The 17,949-nt window shown below is 69.5% G+C and carries 17 protein-coding genes; 9 read left to right on the plus strand and 8 right to left on the minus strand.

All coding sequences use genetic code 11. The annotated features are described in order from the left end of the window. On the minus strand, nt 1–969 hold the full coding sequence (locus SK571_RS03315; RefSeq protein WP_319982495.1) for a thiamine-phosphate kinase: 969 nt from the start codon (nt 967–969) through the stop codon (nt 1–3). Between the two features lie 97 nt (nt 970–1,066). On the opposite strand from SK571_RS03315, the gene SK571_RS03320 reads away from it, so the two are divergent. Further along, nucleotides 1,067–1,300, plus strand: coding sequence for an Lrp/AsnC ligand binding domain-containing protein (locus SK571_RS03320; RefSeq protein ID WP_030467939.1), 234 nt, complete (start codon nt 1,067–1,069; stop codon nt 1,298–1,300). Between the two features lie 19 nt (nt 1,301–1,319). Then, nucleotides 1,320–1,883 (plus strand): DUF3515 domain-containing protein, encoded by a 564-nt coding sequence (locus SK571_RS03325; RefSeq protein WP_319982496.1) that lies wholly within the window; start codon nt 1,320–1,322, stop codon nt 1,881–1,883. Here SK571_RS03325 and SK571_RS03330 read toward each other — a convergent pair whose 3' ends face one another. Next, nucleotides 1,884–2,933, minus strand: a complete 1,050-nt coding sequence (locus tag SK571_RS03330) for a D-alanine--D-alanine ligase family protein (protein WP_319982497.1) — start codon at nt 2,931–2,933, stop codon at nt 1,884–1,886. Between the two features lie 57 nt (nt 2,934–2,990). Here SK571_RS03330 and SK571_RS03335 point away from each other — a divergent pair, with 57 nt between their 5' ends. Then, the gene (locus SK571_RS03335) at nt 2,991–4,067 is read left to right on the plus strand and encodes a GNAT family N-acetyltransferase (protein ID WP_319982498.1); all 1,077 of its coding nucleotides are present in this window, start codon (nt 2,991–2,993) and stop codon (nt 4,065–4,067) included. Here the strand turns inward: SK571_RS03335 and pdxR are convergent. After that, nucleotides 3,953–5,323 (minus strand): MocR-like pyridoxine biosynthesis transcription factor PdxR, encoded by a 1,371-nt coding sequence (gene pdxR / locus SK571_RS03340; protein ID WP_319982499.1) that lies wholly within the window; start codon nt 5,321–5,323, stop codon nt 3,953–3,955. The genes SK571_RS03335 and pdxR overlap by 115 nt on opposite strands. Before the next feature lie 68 nt (nt 5,324–5,391). Here pdxR and SK571_RS03345 point away from each other — a divergent pair, with 68 nt between their 5' ends. Continuing rightward, nucleotides 5,392–6,036, plus strand: a complete 645-nt coding sequence (locus SK571_RS03345; protein WP_319982500.1) for a pyridoxamine 5'-phosphate oxidase family protein — start codon at nt 5,392–5,394, stop codon at nt 6,034–6,036. On the opposite strand, the gene SK571_RS03350 is transcribed toward SK571_RS03345, so the two are convergent. The 4 genes from SK571_RS03350 to SK571_RS03365 form a co-directional block, all read right to left on the minus strand. Further along, nucleotides 6,017–6,475 (minus strand): cysteine dioxygenase, encoded by a 459-nt coding sequence (locus SK571_RS03350; RefSeq protein WP_319982501.1) that lies wholly within the window; start codon nt 6,473–6,475, stop codon nt 6,017–6,019. The genes SK571_RS03345 and SK571_RS03350 overlap by 20 nt on opposite strands. Before the next feature lie 119 nt (nt 6,476–6,594). Next, complete coding sequence (locus tag SK571_RS03355; RefSeq protein ID WP_319982502.1) at nt 6,595–7,662, minus strand: cystathionine gamma-lyase; 1,068 nt, start codon at nt 7,660–7,662, stop codon at nt 6,595–6,597. Then, the gene (locus tag SK571_RS03360) at nt 7,659–8,669 is read right to left on the minus strand and encodes an NAD(P)H-dependent glycerol-3-phosphate dehydrogenase (RefSeq protein WP_319982503.1); all 1,011 of its coding nucleotides are present in this window, start codon (nt 8,667–8,669) and stop codon (nt 7,659–7,661) included. Before SK571_RS03360 ends, SK571_RS03355 begins: the two co-directional genes overlap by 4 nt. A gap of 4 nt (nt 8,670–8,673) precedes the next feature. Further along, on the minus strand, nt 8,674–9,381 hold the full coding sequence (locus tag SK571_RS03365; RefSeq protein WP_319982504.1) for a lysophospholipid acyltransferase family protein: 708 nt from the start codon (nt 9,379–9,381) through the stop codon (nt 8,674–8,676). Nucleotides 9,382–9,618: 237 nt separating this feature from the next. Here SK571_RS03365 and cofC point away from each other — a divergent pair, with 237 nt between their 5' ends. From cofC to SK571_RS03380, 3 genes are all read left to right on the plus strand, one after another. Then, nucleotides 9,619–10,242 (plus strand): 2-phospho-L-lactate guanylyltransferase, encoded by a 624-nt coding sequence (gene cofC / locus SK571_RS03370; RefSeq protein ID WP_319982505.1) that lies wholly within the window; start codon nt 9,619–9,621, stop codon nt 10,240–10,242. 53 nt (nt 10,243–10,295) lie between these two features. Next, entirely contained in the window at nt 10,296–11,270 is a 975-nt protein-coding gene (locus SK571_RS03375) for a hypothetical protein (RefSeq protein ID WP_319982506.1), read from the plus strand. A gap of 170 nt (nt 11,271–11,440) precedes the next feature. Then, complete coding sequence (locus SK571_RS03380) at nt 11,441–12,610, plus strand: acyltransferase family protein (RefSeq protein ID WP_319982507.1); 1,170 nt, start codon at nt 11,441–11,443, stop codon at nt 12,608–12,610. Here the strand turns inward: SK571_RS03380 and SK571_RS03385 are convergent. After that, the gene (locus tag SK571_RS03385; RefSeq protein WP_319982508.1) at nt 12,529–14,064 is read right to left on the minus strand and encodes an LVIVD repeat-containing protein; all 1,536 of its coding nucleotides are present in this window, start codon (nt 14,062–14,064) and stop codon (nt 12,529–12,531) included. The two genes, SK571_RS03380 and SK571_RS03385, sit on opposite strands and share 82 nt — an antisense overlap. Before the next feature lie 421 nt (nt 14,065–14,485). On the opposite strand from SK571_RS03385, the gene SK571_RS03390 reads away from it, so the two are divergent. Next, the gene (locus SK571_RS03390; RefSeq protein WP_319982509.1) at nt 14,486–16,765 is read left to right on the plus strand and encodes an RNA degradosome polyphosphate kinase; all 2,280 of its coding nucleotides are present in this window, start codon (nt 14,486–14,488) and stop codon (nt 16,763–16,765) included. Next, nucleotides 16,765–17,682 (plus strand): NUDIX hydrolase, encoded by a 918-nt coding sequence (locus SK571_RS03395; RefSeq protein ID WP_319982565.1) that lies wholly within the window; start codon nt 16,765–16,767, stop codon nt 17,680–17,682. The genes SK571_RS03390 and SK571_RS03395 overlap by 1 nt, the downstream gene beginning before the upstream one ends. Nucleotides 17,683–17,949: the final 267 nt, after the last annotated feature.

Genomic DNA, 17,949 nt, shown 5'->3' on the forward strand with positions numbered 1-17,949 from the left:
CTACGCACGCCAATGCTCCCAGCCAGGAGGTTTTTCGTAGTTCCTGCCGTCGACCGTCACACCTTCGCCGGCGCGGACCGTGCCGATGGTCGTCCAGCCGGGCGGCACCGCCTTGGGGCCGGGGAACGTCGCCGCGAGGGCGTGGTCCTCGCCTCCGGTCAGCGCCCAGTGCCGCGCGTCCCCGCCGAGCGCCGACGCGACGTCGAGCAGGCGCGGGTGCAACGGCAGCAGTTCGGTGCGGATGTCGATCGCCACGCCCGAGGAGTCCGCGATGTGCCCCAGGTCCTGCAGCAGTCCGTCCGAGACGTCGATCATCGACGTGGCGCCGGCCTCGGCGGCCCTGGGTCCCTCCTCGTACGGCGGCTCCGGGGTGCGCTGGGCGTTCACGATGCCGACCGGGGAACGGAATCCGCGGCCGAGCACGGCGAGTCCCGCGGCGGCCCAGCCGAGCCTTCCGGTGACCGCCACCACGTCCCCCACGAGTGCTCCAGACCTCGTGATCGGCTCGAGTCCGTTCATGTCGCCCATGGCGGTGATCGAGATCACGAGCGTGGCGGAGCTGACCATGTCGCCTCCGACGATGCCCGCCCCGGCCTTCGCCGCCTCGTCCCACAGCCCCGCCATGATCCCCTCGACGACCGACGCGGGCGTGTCCGCGGGACAGGCGAAACCGACGAGCAGAGCGGACGGCAGTGCTCCCATCGCGACGACGTCGGCGAGGTTCACGGCGGCCGCTTTTCGGCCCACCTGCTCGGGACTGGACCAGTCCAGTCTGAAGTGGACACCCTCGACGAGGACGTCCATCGAGGCCACGACCCGTCCGTCCGGGACGGCGACGACGGCCGCGTCGTCACCCGGACCGAGGATGGTCGTCTCCGGCTGCGCCCGACCGGTCGTCACCCGGTGGATGAGGTTGAACTCACCCACATCGGCGACCGTCTCCGCGTCGCGCGGCGGCTCCGGACGCAAAGTTGCCTCCCAATCTGAGCATTCGGAACCCCAACTGGGGTACGTTGCGTGACACGTTCCTACCTCGACCCAACCTGTCGCGACGAAGGGGCACGCCGTGGTGCATGCATACATCCTCATCCAGACCGAGGTCGGCAAGGCCGCCGCAGTCGCCTCCGAGATCTCCGGGATCGCCGGGGTAGCCACCGCAGAAGACGTCACCGGTCCTTACGACGTCATCGTGCGCGCCGAAGCGGAGACCGTCGACCAGCTCGGCCAGCTCGTGGTCGCGCGCATCCAGAACGTCGAAGGCATCACCCGGACGTTGACCTGCCCGGTGGTGCATCTCTAGCCCGTGTTGTCATAACCGGGTGACTCAGCAGGAATCCACGTCGGCGCTGTCCCGGCCGCTGCTCGCGGCGGTCGGGCTCGCTGTGCTGCTCGCCATCGGTGTCGCCGGGCTCGGTCTAGTGCTGGGCACGGGAAACCAGACGGAGGACGTGCCCGGTCGCACGGGCCCCCTCGCGCTGGTCTCGATCGACGCTCCGTCCGCCGGCAGTCCGGAATGCGCTTCCCTGGTCGAGAAGCTGCCGGTGGGGCTGCCGTCCGGGAAGGACATGCTGTCGCGCCGGGAGATCGCCGCGCCCGCTCCCCCCGCCACGGTCGCGTGGGGTGACGCCAAACACGATCCGGTGGTGCTGCGGTGCGGCCTGCCGCGGCCGACCGAGCTGTCGGCGACCTCGCAGCTGCGGGTGATCTCCGACGTGCAGTGGCTGGAGCTGCCCGGCTCGGACAGCTCCACCTGGGTGATCGTGGACCGCGGCGTGTACGTGGCGCTGACGGTGCCCGCCGACGCGGGCACCGGACCGTTGCAGGACATCTCCACCACCGTGCGCGACCTCCTGCCGAAGCAGCCGGTCAAGACCTCGCCCTAACTAGCGCAGGCCGCTTCCGCGGGCGATCGCCGTCTCGATCAGCGTGGTCAGCAGCGTCGTGAAGTCGATGCCCGTCGCGTCCCACGCCTTGGGGTACATGGAGATCGGCGTGAAGCCGGGCATGGTGTTGAGCTCGTTGACGATCAGCTCGTTCTGCTCGGTGAGGAAGAAGTCCACCCTGGACAGACCCTGGCAGTCGAGCGCCTTGAACGCGGTGACGGCCAGCTCGCGCAGCTGCGCGGTGATGTCGTCGTCGAGCTTCGCCGGGATGTCGGCCTCGTAGGAGTCGTTGACGTACTTGGCCTCGAAGTCGTACCAGTCGGCGCCGTCACCGACCGGGCGCAGCTCGGCGGGCAGCGAGGCCTCGATCCGGCCGTCCGGGAACTCCAGCACCGCGAGCTCGATCTCGCGGGGGTTCACCACGGCGGCCTCGATGATGACCTTGGGGTCGTGCTGGCGCGCCTCGAAGATGGCGGCGTCGAGGTCGTCCCAGTCGCTCACCTTGGAGATGCCGACGGACGACCCCGCGCGTGACGGCTTCACGAACACCGGCAGACCGAGGTGCTCGCGCTCGTCGAGCGTCAGCGTCGTGGCGGCGCGGTCGAGGGCGACGAACTTGCCGACGTTGATGCCCTCGGCCTGGAGGATCTTCTTGGCGAAGACCTTGTCCATGATGGCGGCGCTCGCGAACACACCGGGCCCGACGTAAGGAAGGCCGCCGAGTTCGAGCAGGCCCTGGATCGTGCCGTCCTCACCCCACGCACCGTGCAGCAGCGGGAAGACGACGTCGACGTCCTTCAGGGCGTGGCCGGGCTCGATCGCGACCACGGTCTGGTTGCGCAGCGTCGGGAGGTTGCCTGCGCCCGGCTCCAGCGCGCTCGGGTCCGTGCCGAGTGCCCACTGTCCCTGCGGCGTGATGCCGATCGGCACCACCTCGAACCGGTCCGCGTCCAGGTGGGGCAGGACGCTCTTGGCGGACTGGCAGGAGACCTCGTGCTCGGAGCTGCGGCCACCGAAGACCACGGCCACCCTTGTCTTGCGCTGCGTCATGCGGGCGACCCTACCCGTTTGGGCGATTGTGCCTACCCGCCAGTTAGCCTCGGCCGCGTGCTGGAGATCAAACCGCTCGACCTGGAGGACGCCGCCGAACTCCGCGCCTACGCCGACGTGCGGATCGCGGCTCATCCCGGGTCGAGCAGGGAGCGGATCATCGCGTCACTGCGGGAGGCGAACCCGGACTTCGGTGAGGTGATCCGCCTGATCGCCCGCCGCGACGGCGAGGGCGTCGGCATCACCTCCGTGGGTCTGCTCGGTGGCGTGAACGCACGGCTGGCGATCGGCCCGATCACGGTGCGCCCGGATCACCGCAGGCAGGGCATCGGCACCGCGCTGCTGGAGCGGTTGCTGCCGGAGTTGCGCGATCGTGGCCGGGACACGTTCGAGAGCTGGGGTGTGGTCAAGGGCAGCGCGGGCGAGCACTGGGCGGTGGCACGCGGGTTCCACGTGGCCGCGTCCAGGGTGATCCAGCTGCTGACGGTCGCCGTCGCCGATCCGGCTTCCTGGGAGCTGGACGCACCACGCGGATACCGGCTGGAGCAGTGGATCGGTGCAACGCCGGAGCACCTGCTGGCGTCGGTGGCCGCGACCCGGCAGTCGATCCACGACGCGCCGGCCACGGAATCCGCGGTGCGGGCACCGGAGTGGACGCCGGAGGTGGTGCGGGCCGAGGAGGCCGAGGCACGCGCCGACGGTGTCGAGCAACGCGTCGTCGTCGCGGTCGAGGAAGCCACCGGTCTCGTGATCGCGCTGACCGACGTGCCGCTGCACCCCGGCGACTCGGCCCACACGCGCTGGGGAAGCACGATGGTCACGCCCGCGCACCGGGGCCACGGGCCCATCGCCGCGCGACCGGATGTTGAGCCGCGTGGTCAAGGCGCACATGCTGCGGTGGCTGGTCGCGGACCGGCCCGCGCTCGAACGCGTCGACACCGGCACGGACGCGTCGAACTCCCACATGATCAGGGTGAACGAGCAGCTCGGCTTCGTCACCGACCGCGAGGTGGTCGTGGTCAGCCGGTCCTTCTGAGCAGCTCCGTCAGCACCGGCAGAGCGCTCACCAGCTGCTCCCGTGAGCACGCGCTGTACCCGATGACGAGCCCGTGCAGCTTGGGCCGGTTCACGTAGTGCCTGGCCAGGCCGTCGACCCGCAGGCCGCGTTCGAGTGCCTGCCGCATCAGCTCGCGCTCCTGCTCGGCGCTGGACAGCAGTACCACGACGTGCGCGCCCGCGTCGTCGCCGAGCACGTCGATGCCGGCGTCGGCGAACGTGTCGGTGATGAGCGCACGTCGTTCGGACAGCTCTCGGCGGAGCTTGCGCAGGTGCCGGCCGAGGTCGCCCATGCGCGCCAGTTCGACGACGACCCGCTGTCCCGCGGCCGCCGGGCTGGTGCCGGTCAGGTCGCGGTGTTCGAGGACGGTCGTGGCGATGTGCTCGGGGGCGACCATCCAGCCCGCGCCCAAGGTCGGCGTGAGGATCTTGCTCGTGGTGCCGAGGTGGACCACGACGTCGGGGGCCAGCGCGGCCAGCGACGGCAGCGGCGCCACGTCGTACCTGAGTTCGCCGTCGTAGTCGTCCTCGATGACGAGCCAGCCGTCGCGCCGGGCCCTTTCGACCAGCGCGACCCTCCGTGCCGCCGACATGCGGCCGCCCAGCGGGTACTGGTGGGCGGGCGAGCAGTAGACGGCCTTCACGCCCGCCGGTACTGCCTCCGGGAGCAGGCCCTCGGCGTCGACGGCGGCCTGGACGACCTTCAGACCGTTGGCGCGGAAGACGCCCACCGCCCGTTGGTAGCCGGGTTCCTCGACGGCCACCGCGTCGCCGCGCTTCAGCACCGCGACGGCGATCTCGGTCAGCACGGCGGTGGTGCCGCCGGTCGCGAGCACGGGGTCGGCGTTGACGGCCAGGCCTCGGTGGCGCAGCAGGTGTTCGGCGATGGCCTCGCGGTACTCGGGCAGGCCCGCGCGTTCGGGGCGGGACAGCGGCGGCGCGTCCGCACCCGCACGCCAGGCCCGGCGCCAGGCCGCGCGGTCGAGGCCACCGGCCCAGGGCGCGCCGGTGCCGAGGTCCACGAAGTCGGTGATGACGGGCGCGACGGGCTTGCGCGAACGTTTGCGCAACGGGCCGGGCGGCGTCGTGGTGACGTAGGTGCCGGAGCCGTGCCGACCGGCGATCCAGCCCTCCGCGTGCAGCTGTTCGTAGGCGGCGGCGGTGACCGTGCGGGACACTCCGAGCGAGTCGGCCAACGCGCGTGTGGACGGCAACCGGTCACCCGCACGCAGACGGCCCTCCGACGCGGCGGAACGCAGTGCGTCGGCCAGCTGGACGGCGAGCGGTTCGGCGGACTCGCGGTCCAGCGCCACGGGAAGCGCGGTCTCTGCCAAAGTGGCCTTCTCAAATCGACGGAAAATGGCGCTTCAATGATGCCACTTCCCGGCGCACAGTGGAAACCATGACCACTGACGTGCAGCTCTCCCCCACCCCGCGCAGCACCGTAGTCCGCGGCAAGAAGCGAGCCGTCGAGGACCGTCAGGTGCTCTACGACATCCTCGACGCGGGCCTCGTGTGCCACCTCGCGGTGGAGGTCGACGGGGCGCCGTTCCTCATCCCCACCGCGTACGGACGGGACGGCAACCGCATCTTCCTGCACGGCTCGACGGGCTCACGGTCCATCAGGAGCATGCTGGAGGGCAAGCAGGTTTGCGTCGCGGTCACGCTCGTGGACGGCGTCGTCTACTCGCGGTCGGTGTTCCACCACTCGATGAACTACCGGTCCGCGATCGTCCACGGCACCGCGAAGATCGCCGAGGACCCCGCGCACGCCCTGCGCACGATCGTCGAGCACGTCACGCCGGGCAGCTGGGACTACGCGCGCCAGCCGTCCAAGAAGGAGCTCGCGCAGACGGCCGCGCTGGAGATCGACCTGACCGAGGCGAGTGTGAAGGTGCGCGAGGGCGGGCCGGGCGAGGAGCCGTCGGACCTCGAAGCGAACCTCGTGTGGGCCGGGCACATGCCGCTCGTCACGACGTGGGGTGCGCCTGTGCCGCACGAGACGGACAAGGCCATCCCGCCGCACGTCACCGAACGGGGCCGTTGACCGGGTCGTAGCGGTACGAGGTCATCGCGCGGGTGCCGTGGCGGTAGACGTGGATCGACACGGCCGGATCCACACCGTCGTTGCGCACCTGGTGCACGTAACCGGGCCCCCACACGCGCGACTGACCGGCGTGCAGTGAGTGCACGACCTGGATCTTGGTGGTGACGACCTCGGTCAGCAGGCCGCTGACCACGGTGAACGCACCCGAGGTGTGGTCGTGGTCGTGCAGCGACGCGGTCTGACCGGGGAGCCAGCTCATCAGCCAGATCTCCTGGTCGGCGGTCTTGTCGACCAACGCCGAGAAGCGCTCCTCCGGGTCGTACCGGAGCAGATGCTTCCAGCGGTCGCGGTCGGCAGCCCACGACAGAGCCACTCGAACGGGGTGCAGCAACGCGGAGTTCTCAGACAGCACGACGCTGTTCTCAGGAACGGCGAACATCGGAGAAAAGGTCCTAACCAGGCGAATGCGCGAAAAGAGGACGCGGGACTATCGCCAGGTACAACAGCAACATGCGTTGAAGGACATGGAGCAGAGGGTCCCGGAACCGGGACCCTCCGTCAATCCAGTCCCAAAGCGTGGGACACGTCCGCGACCAGGTCGCGAGTGTCCTCACAGCCGGCCGAGAAGCGCACCAGGCCTTCCGGCACCGGGTCGCCGAACTGCGCGCGCCGGTCGGCGGTCGAGTGCAGGCCGCCGAACGACGTCGCCGCCGACACCAGCTTCGAGCGCGCCAGGAACTCGTTCACCGCTTCGACCGACTCGAGCTCGAACGTCAGCACACCGTTGAAGCGCCGCATCTGCTGTGCCGCCACGAGGAACGAGGGGTCGTCCGACGCTCCCGGCCACCGCAGGTTCGCCACGCGGCCCTTCAGCAACGCGTGGATCGCCGCCGCGTTCTCCGCCTGCCGCGCGAGCCGCAGGTCCAGGGTCCCGAGGCCGCGCAACGCGAGCCACGTCTCGAACGGCCCGGGGATCGCGCCGTTCAACGTCCGCGCGTCGCGGATCCGAACCGCCAGCTCGGCGCTCGCCACCGTGACGTGTCCGAAGAGGACATCGCTGTGCCCGGCGACCGCCTTGGTGTCCGAGGCGACCACGATGTCCGCGCCCAGCTCCAGCGGCCGCTGCCCGAGCGGCGTCGCGGTCGTGTTGTCCACGGCCAGCAACGCGCCCGCGGCGTGCGCCTGGTCCGCCAGCGCGGCGATGTCGCAGACGTCCAGACCGGGGTTCGACGGCGTCTCCAGCAACACCAGCCGCACGCCCTCGAACGACGGGTACGGCCCGGCAGTGGGCACCTCGACCACGTTCACGTCCATTTCGGACACGAACTTCCTGGTCAGGAAGTAGCCGTCCGACGGGACGACGAGGGTGTCCCCAGTGGACAGAACCGTCCGCAGCAACGTCGAGATCGCCGCCATCCCGGACGGGAAGACGACGCACTCCCCGCCTTCGAGCGAGCCCAGCGCCGTTTCGAGAACACGCCAGGTCGGGTTGCTCGCGCGGCCGTAGTAGTCCTGGCCGCCCAGGTGGTACGCCGACGCGAACACCGGCTGCGCGCCGAACGGCTCGCCCGGCTCACCTGAAACCACGTGCACGACCCGCGTGCCGTCTCCGAGTTCGGGGTTCACTGGCGCTCGTGCTTCCGGTCGCGGCCCAGCAGCGCGGCACCGAGCTCACGCACGCTCAGCCCGTCGTGGCAGACCTGGTGGACGCCTTCGGTGATCGGCATGTCGACCCCGTGCGCGTGGGCGAGCTCGCGGATCGACGAGCAGGACTTCACGCCTTCGGCGACCTGCCCGTGCGCGGCCTCCTGCGCCTGCGCGAGGGTGTCGCCACGCCCGAGCCGTTCGCCGAAGGACCGGTTGCGCGACAACGGCGACGCGCAGGTCGCCACCAGGTCGCCCAGCCCGGCGAGGCCCGCGAACGTCAGCGGGTCGGCGCCCAGCGCCGCACCCAGCCGCGCCGTCTCGGCCAGGCCGCGGGTGATGATCGACGCCATCGTGTTGTCGCCGTAGCCCATGCCCGCCGCCATGCCGCACGCCAGCGCGATGACGTTCTTGCACGCCCCGCCCAGCTCGCAGCCGACCACGTCGGTGTTGGTGTACGGGCGGAAGTACGAGTTCGAGCACGCGTGCTGCAGGTCGACCGCCCGGTCGTGGTCCGTGCACGCGATGACGGTGGCGGTCGGCTGCTCTACCGCGATCTCCTTGGCCAGGTTGGGCCCGGACACCACGGCCACCTGCGACTCGTCGACTCCGGCGACCTCGCGGATCACCTCGCTCATCCGCTTCAGCGTGCCGAGCTCGACGCCCTTGGACAGCGACACCAGCGTCGCGTCCGGCGGCAGCAGTTCCCTCCACGCCGACAGGTTCACCCGCAACGTCTGCGACGGCACGGCCAGCACCACCGCGTCCGCCCCGTCCAGCGCCTTCGCCGGGTCGGAGGTGGCCGTGAGGTTGGCGGGCAGCGAGATGCCGGGCAGGTAGCCGGAGTTCACGCGGGTCTCGGTGATCTCGGAGGCGACCCCCTGACGCCGCGCCCACAGCACGACCTCGGGACCGGAGTCCGCGATGACCTTCGCGAAGGCCGTGCCCCACGAACCGGAGCCGAGCACCGCAACACGTTCGATCGCCATGTGTTCAGGCCTTCCTCGGTCCGTAGAAACCTTCGGGCGCCTGCTCCTGGCGCACCTCGGCCAGGTGCTCCTTGACCGCGCCCATCAGCAGGTCCGTGACCTCGCGCAGCAACGGGAGCGTCTCCTCCTTGCCGCGGTACGCGGAGAGGTCGACCGGTTCACCGACGAAGTGCGTGATCGTCTTGCGCGGGAACGGCCGGAACTTCTTCTGGTAGTGGTTGTAGAGGTCGAGCGTGCCCCAGCGGGCGACGGGGATGACCGGACCGTCGTGCTGCAGCGCCAGCCGGGCCACGCCGGTGCGCGAGTTCGCGGGCCAGCCGTCGGGGTCCCTGGTGATAGTGCCCTCCGGGTAGATCACCACGACCTGACCGGTCTCCAGCGCGTTGTGCGCCTCGCGCAGGCTCTGCTGGGCGTCCGTGGTGCCCCGGTAGACGGGGATCTGCTTCGCGCCCTTCAGGATGCTGCCCATGATCGGCACGTTCCACAGGCTGTGCTTCGCGAGGAAGTGCGGCACGCGGTAGCTGCGGTGCACGAACACGGCGTCGTAGCACGGGTCGAGGTGCGAGATGTGGTTCATGACGAGCAGTGCCGCCCCCTGGCGCGGGATGCGCTCCTTGTGCAGGATCCGGTGCCTGCCCAGCACGAACGACATGGGGTACACGATCGCCGCGGCGACCCCGACCCAGAAGCCGCCCTTCTCCCTTTTGGCCACGAGGCCTCTCCTAACCTGCGTAGATCTGCGCCCGAGAGCACACTAGCCCGTCGACCACAATCCTCATCGCTCGCTTCCGGCGCCCAGCAGGGCGCCTCGCGGCACCGACCCCCGCCCCCCATATGTCCAATATGAGGGGCGGGGGTCGGCACCACGATGCACCCGTCTGGACGGCGAAATCGAACGACGAGGGTTGGTGGTCGACGGGCAGGCCCGCGAATCGTGGACTATGGCGAGGTGCGGGATGAAGTTGACCTCGTGGTTCCGGTGAAGACGCTGGACCGGGCCAAGACCAGGCTGACCAGCGCGACCGGCGGAGATCCGGTGTCACACGCGGCGCTGGCGCTCGCGCTCGCCCTGGACACGGTGAGTGCGGCCGTGGCCACTCCGGGCGTCCGGCGCGTGGTCACCATCACATCGGACCCGGCGGTCGCGGCCGAAATGGCCGCGCTGGGTGTCGAGTCGCTACCGGAGCCGGCGCAGCCCGGACTCAACGCGGCGTTGGAACACGGGGCCCGCACGCTGCGCTCGTCCCGCATCGGCGCGCTCCAAGCAGACCTGCCGGCACTCAAGCCCGACGAGCTGCAGGCCGCGCTCGAAGCGGCTCGCGGCCGCCGCGCGTTCGTACCCGACCGCCAGGGCACCGGCACGACGTTGCTCCTCGCCGCGCCCGGCGGAGAGCTCGACCCCCGGTTCGGCATCGGATCGGCCGGGCTCCACCGGCTTTCCGGCGCGGTCGCGCTGATCGGGGCGTGGCCGTCGCTGCGCTGTGACGTGGACACCGAAGAAGATCTGCGGCTCGCGCTCGCACTCGGCCTCGGGACGCGCACCGCGAACGCCTTGCCCGCCTGGACAACCTGAACACCCGCCACACGTCTTCCGGGTCACTGGGGTGATCACGATTTGGGAGACTGATGCGAGCGCTCATCGCGCTGGCGGGTGTCACGGCCATCGCGGGCTGTGTCGCCGCCTATCCGATCGACCGGCCGTCCGACTACACGGCGGAGAGCAAGCTCAGCACCTGCCGGGTGGACCTGCCCCAGAGCTGGAAGGACCTGCTGTCCCTCGACAGGACGGAAGCGGGCCCGCACGAGAAGGTCATCGTCGTCGCGGCGAACGAGGACGCCGGCACGACACTGGTGAAGACCACGCGCAACAGGACGACCGAGCTCGTGCTGCACGACCACGGCAAGCGCCAGCAGGTGATGGCGGTGCAGGACGACGGGCAGCTCTTCGGCGTCGAGTTCGACGGCCGCTGGGTGACGTTCTCCACGACACCGAACCCGGAGAACCACGCGACCACGACCTACGCGTGGGACTCGCGCAACGACGGCGCGCCCGTGCGCATAGGCAGCAACGGCGCTGTGGTGCACAACGGCAAAGCCGCCTGGTCCGACAGTTCAGGCGTGCACCTCTACGACCTGGCCAAGAAGAAGGACAGGGTCGTCGGCCCCGGTAAGCTGCCCGCTTTCCTCGGTGACGCGGTCATCTGGCTGCAGGACGGGAAGTTCCGCGCCGAGGGTGCGTTGCCCGAACAGCTGAAGAACGCCGAACCCGGTGGCAGCGTGGTATCCGACGGCCGCACGGTGGTGTGGACGCGGGACGAGAAGCTGATCGGCTGGCGCGAGGGCTGGGCCGAGCCGCGGGAGCTGGCCGGGATCAGGTCGGCGCCGAAGACCGAGGGCATCGTGTTCCCGCGGGTCAGCGGCGACTTCGTGTCGTGGCAGTCGGAGTCGTCGTACGTCACGGACATCCGCAGCGGGGCGACCGTGCACACGACCGAGGGCGGGTACTGGCTCGAAGTCCACGGCGGAGCGCTGACACAGCAGGGGTGGCGTGTCGCGGCCGCCGCCCCGTTGGAGAAGCTTTCACCGCTCTCCCGCTGCTGATACGAGCGGGCGTTCCCCCTGCCTGCCCGCCGACTCCGTGACGAACAACACGAAAATGTTGGTTTGGGCAACGCAACAGGGAACCCCGGCACCTTTACATCCGTATCCCCCTGTGCCGGCGACGTTCCCCCCGTCGTCTCCCCGACGCATTGCCCTGAGGTGTTTCCTGCATGAGTTCACTGACGCACGCCGACTACCTGGCGTTGCGCCGCTTTCCCGCTCTGGACGGCCTGCGTGCGATTGCCGCGGTGCTGGTCGTCTTCTTCCACTACGGCGGACCGGATCGGCTCCAGGGCTGGGCCGGTGTCCAGATGTTCTTCGTACTCAGCGGATTCCTGATCACCACGCTGATGCTGCGCGAAGAGCGGCGGACCGGCCGGATCTCGCTCAGTGAGTTCTACCTGCGGCGAGGGTTCCGGATCCTCCCCGTCTACTTCGTGATCCTGCTCGTGACAGTCGTGGCGTCCGCGCTGGCCGGCACGTTCCTGAGCAACGGCATCGGCCCCGCGCTGCCGTACTTCCTCTCGTTCACCAACGAGTTCGCCGCCGCCAGCCCGTACGGGCAGTCCTGGTCGCTGGGCATCGAGCAGAAGTTCTACCTGGTCTGGCCGCTGGTGGCGATCGCACTGGGCACCGTCGTGCTGCGCCGCCGCGCCGGTGCCGCCGCCCTCGGCATGCTGCTCGCGCTCGTGGTCGTGAACTTCACCGCGTCGCACAGCAACCCCGGCTGGCCGTTGCACTACTTCTCGATCCTGACGGGCGTGCTGCTCGCGGTCGCCCTGCACAGCCCGCGCGGATTCGCCCTGCTGCGCCCCCTCACGAACCGCGTCGCACAGGTCATCGTCTCGATCGGATTCGTCGCGGTGCACCTGAGCGTGAAACCGATCGCCGGATTCCTCGACGGGATCAACGGAATCCCTGGTCACGTGCTGGTCATTCCGGTGTACGCGCTCGCGACGGCGGTGCTGCTGACCGCGATGATCGCGCCCGGACCGGCCACGACGTTCCTGTCCGTGAAACCGATGCAGTTCGTCGGCGAGCGCTCGTACTCCCTTTATCTGGTGCAGACGATCGCCGCGACCGTCATCGCGTTCTTCTGGCCCGCTCTGTCCGGTCTCGGGCAGGCCGTCGTGGTCACGGCGCTGGGGTTGGCGCTGGCGAGTGTCCTCTACGCGACCGTGGAGATCCCGATGATCAACCTCGGCCGGCGTGTGATCACCCGCCAGCGCGCGAAGGCCGCTGTCAGGTCCGGGGTGGCTCAGCAGGGCGCGCCGCAGGCTCCCGCGCCGCAGTCCGCCGAGTCGTCGCGGCTGGCGACCATCGGGCAGGCCCAGCCGTAGAACGGGTTCGGGGCGAGCGGCACGGGTTTCCTGTCGCTCTCCCTGGCCAGTTCCCTGGCGTGGTGCGCGGTCAGCGTCACGGGAGTGCCGCTCGCCTGCGCCTCGTAGGCGCCCTTCTCCAGCTGCAGGATCTCGACGCCGCGCGAGATGTCCGCCACGAACACGGTGCCGCGGTGCCAGTACGGCGCCCAGGACGTCGCGGTGTCCGGCCGCCAGTACCCGATCTGGATCGGCCTGGCCGGGTTGGAGATGTCCAGGAACCGGGTGCCCTGGTTGTACCAGGAGTAGGCCACGATCCTCTTCTGCACGTCGAAGTAGTGCGCGGAGCACGTGACGTTGCCGGGGATCGTGCCCTCCTGGTCGTCCGGGCTCCAGATGCCGACGGTCTTCATCTCCTTCGGCGCCTCGCCCCAGCCCTCCCCGTTGTGCGTGCCTTGCAGGGAGGAGATGACGAACCGGCCCTCGGTCTTGCAGGTGGGCGAACCGAACGCCTCCTCGGTGTGCAGCAGCAGCGAGCCCGGCGGGTTCTCCCGCGTGGGCAGCGGACCGTCGAGGAGCGTCCGGCCGGCCGGGCGGAACGAGTTGTGCGTGAACGAGGTCGGCATGTCCGCCTTCGGCACGGCGCCACCCGCGTACGGAACGGGATCCCACGCCTTCGCCTCGCGGTACCTGCCGGTCAGCGGGTCGCGGTGCCAGCCCTGCGTGTAGTAGCCGCGGGTGCCGTCGTCGCCCGCCACCCACGCGATGCCCTGGGCGTCGACCTGCACGTCGTGCGTGATCTTCCCTTCGCCCGCCTTGCCGCGGACGTCGACGGAGACCGGAAGTTCCTTCGGCGTCTTCGGATCGCGGATGTCCGTGACGAAGATCCGCCCGGTCTTGGCGTCCGACCTGTCCAGCCCGGCCGTCCAGAGGAAGGAGCAGTCGTTGATGCAGGTGCTCGTGTGACCGGTGTTCTGCCGGTGAAAGCTGAGGATCTTGAGGTCGGCCGGGTCCACTGCGGACACGATGTAGTTGCCGGTCGGGCGGTCGCCGGGCAGCGCGCGCCCGAACGAGTTGACCTCACGCGCCAGGAACGCGAGCTTGCGCTTGGGATCGACGTTGATGTCCTCGTTCTCCCAGAAGCGCTTCGCCGGGTCGTCGCCCGGCAGCGCCATCTCCTCCTTCGTGAGGTGGTCGAGGAGCTTGGGCTTGCCGAGGTCGGTGACGTCGAACGTCTTGAGCCCGGTCTCCATGCTCACGAACGCCACGTCGCGCTTGCCGTACTGGGCGAACGCGATCGAGATGGCTCGTTCGGTGCCGGGAAGTGAGGCTTTCAGGCGGACGTTCTTGGCCGCCGCCTGCAGTCGTGGTTTGTCCACCTCGGGGGTCTTCGGTTCGGCGGAAGCCGCCGAAGCCAGGCCTGCCGTGGTGAAGGCCAACAGGGTCGCCGCGGTGATCGTGGCAATAACCTTCATGCATCGACCCTGGCAGCGGCGCGAATGAGCCGTGTACCGACGAACGTCTGGTGCTGTGCCCGCTAACCCTTGCCGTCCGCATTCGACGTCCAGACGGGTGCATCCCGTGCCCTGCTGGGCGCCGGATGCGGCCGGTGAGGATTGCGGGCACAGCACTAGGGTTCTGGTCCGTGCAGGCGACCGTGTCTACTTTTAACAGTGACGGCTCTGCCGTCGTTCTGCGAGATGACGGCGTTCTCGTCGACGTGAGCGCCGAAGCCGTCACGGCGGGTGGCTGGCGAATGCTGCGTCCGGGGCAGCGGGTGACCCTCGAACGTAGCCCCGACGGGGCCGTCACCGCTCTTCGCATGCCTGTTCTGTGACGAGGAGTTCACCGAACGGACGTTCTGGTTAGGGGCGCTCACGGCGATAGTGCGCCACAATGCGTGACGTGAGCAAGGACGACAACGACGGTAAGGCGACACCCTCCCGACGCCGCACCCCGCGTGCGAAAGCGGAAGCGGCGACCCCGCGCAAACAGCCGCGCGCGGCGACCCGGCGAGTTTCGACGACCCGGGCGAAGGTCGAACGCGGTCCCACGGCCGCCGCTCCGTTGCGCGGCGTGCCTTCCGCACCGCCCGCGGTGACGTCCAGCGCCATACCGACCGACCTCCCGGACGACCGGTACTTCAACCGTGAACTGTCCTGGTTGGACTTCAACGCCCGCGTGCTCGCACTGGCCGAGGACTCCTCGCAGCCGTTGCTGGAGCGCGCGAAGTTCCTCGCGATCTTCGCCTCGAACCTGGACGAGTTCTACATGGTCCGGGTCGCGGGCCTGAAGCGGCGCGCGGAGACCGGTCTGTCGGTGCGCAGCGCGGACGGGCTCACGCCGCAAGAGCAGCTCGTGTCGATCTCCAAGCGCACCCAGGAACTCGTGGAGCAGCACGCCCGCACGTTCCTCGACCACATCCGGCCAGGCCTGGAAGAGCACCGGATCAGCATCGTGACGTGGGGCGACCTCACGGACTACGACCGGTTGAGGCTCTCCAACTACTTCAGCGAGCAGGTGTTCCCGGTCCTGACTCCGCTCGCGGTCGACCCGGCGCACCCGTTCCCCTACATCTCGGGGCTGTCGCTGAACCTCGCCGTGACCGTCCGCGATCCCGAGGGCGGCGGTGAGCGGTTCGCCCGCGTGAAGGTGCCGGACAACGTGCCGCGCCTGGTTCGGGTGGAAGGGGACCGGTCGTCGTCTTCCGCGACCTTCCTGCCGCTGGAGGAACTCATCGCCGCGCATCTGGGCGAGCTGTTCACCGGCATGGAGGTCATCGAGTGCCACGCTTTCCGCGTGACGCGCAACGCGGACCTCGAGGTCGAGGAAGACCGCGACGAGGACCTGTTGCAGGCGCTGGAACGCGAGCTCGCGCGGCGCCGGTTCGGTCCGCCGGTGCGCCTGGAGGTCGCCGACGACATGACCGAGCACATGCTCGAGCTGTTGTTGCGCGAGATGGAGGTCGACCCGCACGACGTCGTGACCGTGCCCGGCCTGCTCGACCTGTCGTGCCTGTGGCAGCTCTACGGCATCGACCGCAAGACCTTGAAGGACCCGGCGTTCGTGCCGGCGACGCACCCGGCGTTCGGTGAGCGCGAGACGCCCAAGAGCGTTTTCGCGACCCTGCGCGAGGGCGACGTCCTCGTGCACCACCCGTACGACTCGTTCTCCACGTCGGTGCAACGCTTCATCGAGCAGGCCGCGGCCGACCCGCACGTGCTCGCCATCAAGCAGACGCTGTACCGCACCTCCGGCGACTCGCCCATCGTGGACGCGCTGATCGACGCGGCCGAGGCGGGCAAGCAGGTCGTGGCGCTGGTGGAGCTGAAGGCGCGCTTCGACGAGCAGGCGAACATCAAGTGGGCGCGGGCGCTGGAGAAGGCGGGCGTGCACGTCGTCTACGGCCTGGTGGGCCTGAAGACGCACTGCAAGACGTCGCTCGTGGTGCGCCAGGAGGGCTCGACGATCCGCCGCTACTGCCACATCGGCACCGGCAACTACAACCCGAAGACCGCGCGGTTGTACGAGGACGTCGGCATCCTGACCGCCGAACCGACGATCGGCGCCGACCTCACCGACCTCTTCAACGTGCTGACCGGCTACGCCCGCCAGGACGAGTACCGCTCGCTCCTCGTCGCGCCCTACGGCGTCCGCAAGGGCATCGTCGACCGGATCAACCTGGAGATCGAGCGCGCGCAGGCCGGTGAGCCTTCCGGTGTGCGCATCAAGGTGAACTCGCTCGTGGACGAGCAGGTCATCGACGCGCTGTACCGGGCGTCGCAGGCCGGCGTGCCCGTCGACGTGGTGGTGCGCGGCATCTGCGGCCTGAAGCCGGGCATCAAGGGACTGTCGGAGAACATCCAGGTGCGGTCGATCCTGGGCCGGTTCCTGGAGCACTCGCGCGTCTTCCACTTCGTCGCCTGCGACGAGTACTGGATCGGCAGCGCGGACATGATGCACCGCAACCTGGACCGCCGCGTCGAGGTGGCCCTGCGCGTGGCCGACCCGCGCCTGACCAAGCAGCTGGCCGACATGTTCGAGTCCGCGCTCGACCCCCACACGCGCTGCTGGGTGCTGCGCCCTGACGGAGAATGGGACGCCTCGCCTTCGGACGGCTCGTCCGTGCGGGACCACCAGATGGAACTGCTGCACAGGCACGGAGCTCTTGGGTGATCAAAGCTGCTGGGGCGGTGCTCTGGCGCGATGCCGACGGTGACGTCGAAGTCGCGGTGGTGCACCGCCAGCGTTATGACGACTGGTCGCTGCCGAAAGGCAAACTCGACCACGGAGAGACGATTCCGGCCTGCGCGGTGCGGGAGATAGAGGAGGAGACGGGTTTCTCCTGTGTCCTCGGCCGCCATCTCCGGCAGGTGTCGTATTCGGTGAAGGGCGTGCCGAAGACGGTCGACTACTACGCCGCTCAGACCGTTTCCGGTTCGTTCGTCTCCAATGAAGAGGTCGATCTGCTGCGGTGGCTGCCGATCGCCGAGGCGTCGGAACTGCTGACCTACGAACCGGACCGGGACGTGCTGGCCGAGTTCGCCCGCCTGCCCGCGGACCTGCTGGTCGTTCTGCTGGTGCGGCACGCGAAGGCCGGGAAGCGGTCGGAGTGGAACGGCGACGACGACCTCCGCCCGCTCTCAGACGCGGGCTGGCGCCAGGCGGCGGCACTGCGCACCTTGTTGCCCCTGTGGGCACCGGTGCGCGTCCACACGGCGCCCAGGGTGCGTTGCGTGGACACCGTGCGAGGCGTGGCCGAGGACCTGGACGTGGAGATGGTCGAGGAGGCGCGCCTGTCCGAGGAGGGCTACTGGCCCGATCCGGACGCCGGCCTCGTGCGACTGCTGGAGGTCGCCGCTGACGAGGGCCGCGCCGTCCTCTCCTCGCAGGGCGGTGTGATCCCGTCCGTCGTGCAGTCGCTGGCCGAACTGGGCGGGCTGCGGCTCGAGGAGATCCCCTGCAAGAAGGGCAGCACGTGGGTGCTGGCCTTCACCAGGCCGTTCGGCACCTGGTCCACTTCGGACTCGCCTTCGCGCTGGCCAACCCTGGTGTCGGCGCACTACCTGGCCTCCGCGCTGGCCCGACCCTAATTTTGGCCGCTGTGTTTATCGGCCGCTGCTCCGCAGACGGCGGCGAGTTCGCCGGGAAGTCGGCCGTCCAGCCGCCGCTTCGGCCCGAATCGCCTTCGGCGGTTGACCCGAAGAGGCGACTGGACGACCGACGCGAACTCGCAGGCGTGAAGCGTTATTTCTATTGGAGCGTCAGGCGTTCTCAGCCCGCGTCGGATCCGCGAGTTCGCGCTGGTCGTCCGTTCGCCTCTTCGTCGTGATTCGGCGAAGCCCAATCACGGCGAAGCG

The sequence above is a fragment of the Lentzea kristufekii genome (genome assembly GCF_033949925.1).
In the GTDB taxonomy this organism is placed as follows: domain Bacteria; phylum Actinomycetota; class Actinomycetes; order Mycobacteriales; family Pseudonocardiaceae; genus Lentzea; species Lentzea kristufekii.

Excerpts from the sequence above, each read along its gene's own strand:
- SK571_RS03330 (WP_319982497.1), bottom strand. The coding sequence starts at position 2,933 with ATGACGCAGCGCAAGACAAGGGTGGCCGTGGTCTTCGGTGGCCGCAGC.
- SK571_RS03345 (WP_319982500.1), top strand. The coding sequence starts at position 5,392 with ATGACCACTGACGTGCAGCTCTCCCCCACCCCGCGCAGCACCGTAGTC.
- SK571_RS03350 (WP_319982501.1), bottom strand. The coding sequence starts at position 6,475 with ATGTTCGCCGTTCCTGAGAACAGCGTCGTGCTGTCTGAGAACTCCGCG.
- SK571_RS03360 (WP_319982503.1), bottom strand. The coding sequence starts at position 8,669 with ATGGCGATCGAACGTGTTGCGGTGCTCGGCTCCGGTTCGTGGGGCACG.
- SK571_RS03375 (WP_319982506.1), top strand. The coding sequence starts at position 10,296 with ATGCGAGCGCTCATCGCGCTGGCGGGTGTCACGGCCATCGCGGGCTGT.
- SK571_RS03380 (WP_319982507.1), top strand. The coding sequence starts at position 11,441 with ATGAGTTCACTGACGCACGCCGACTACCTGGCGTTGCGCCGCTTTCCC.
- SK571_RS03385 (WP_319982508.1), bottom strand. The coding sequence starts at position 14,064 with ATGAAGGTTATTGCCACGATCACCGCGGCGACCCTGTTGGCCTTCACC.
- SK571_RS03390 (WP_319982509.1), top strand. The coding sequence starts at position 14,486 with ATGCGTGACGTGAGCAAGGACGACAACGACGGTAAGGCGACACCCTCC.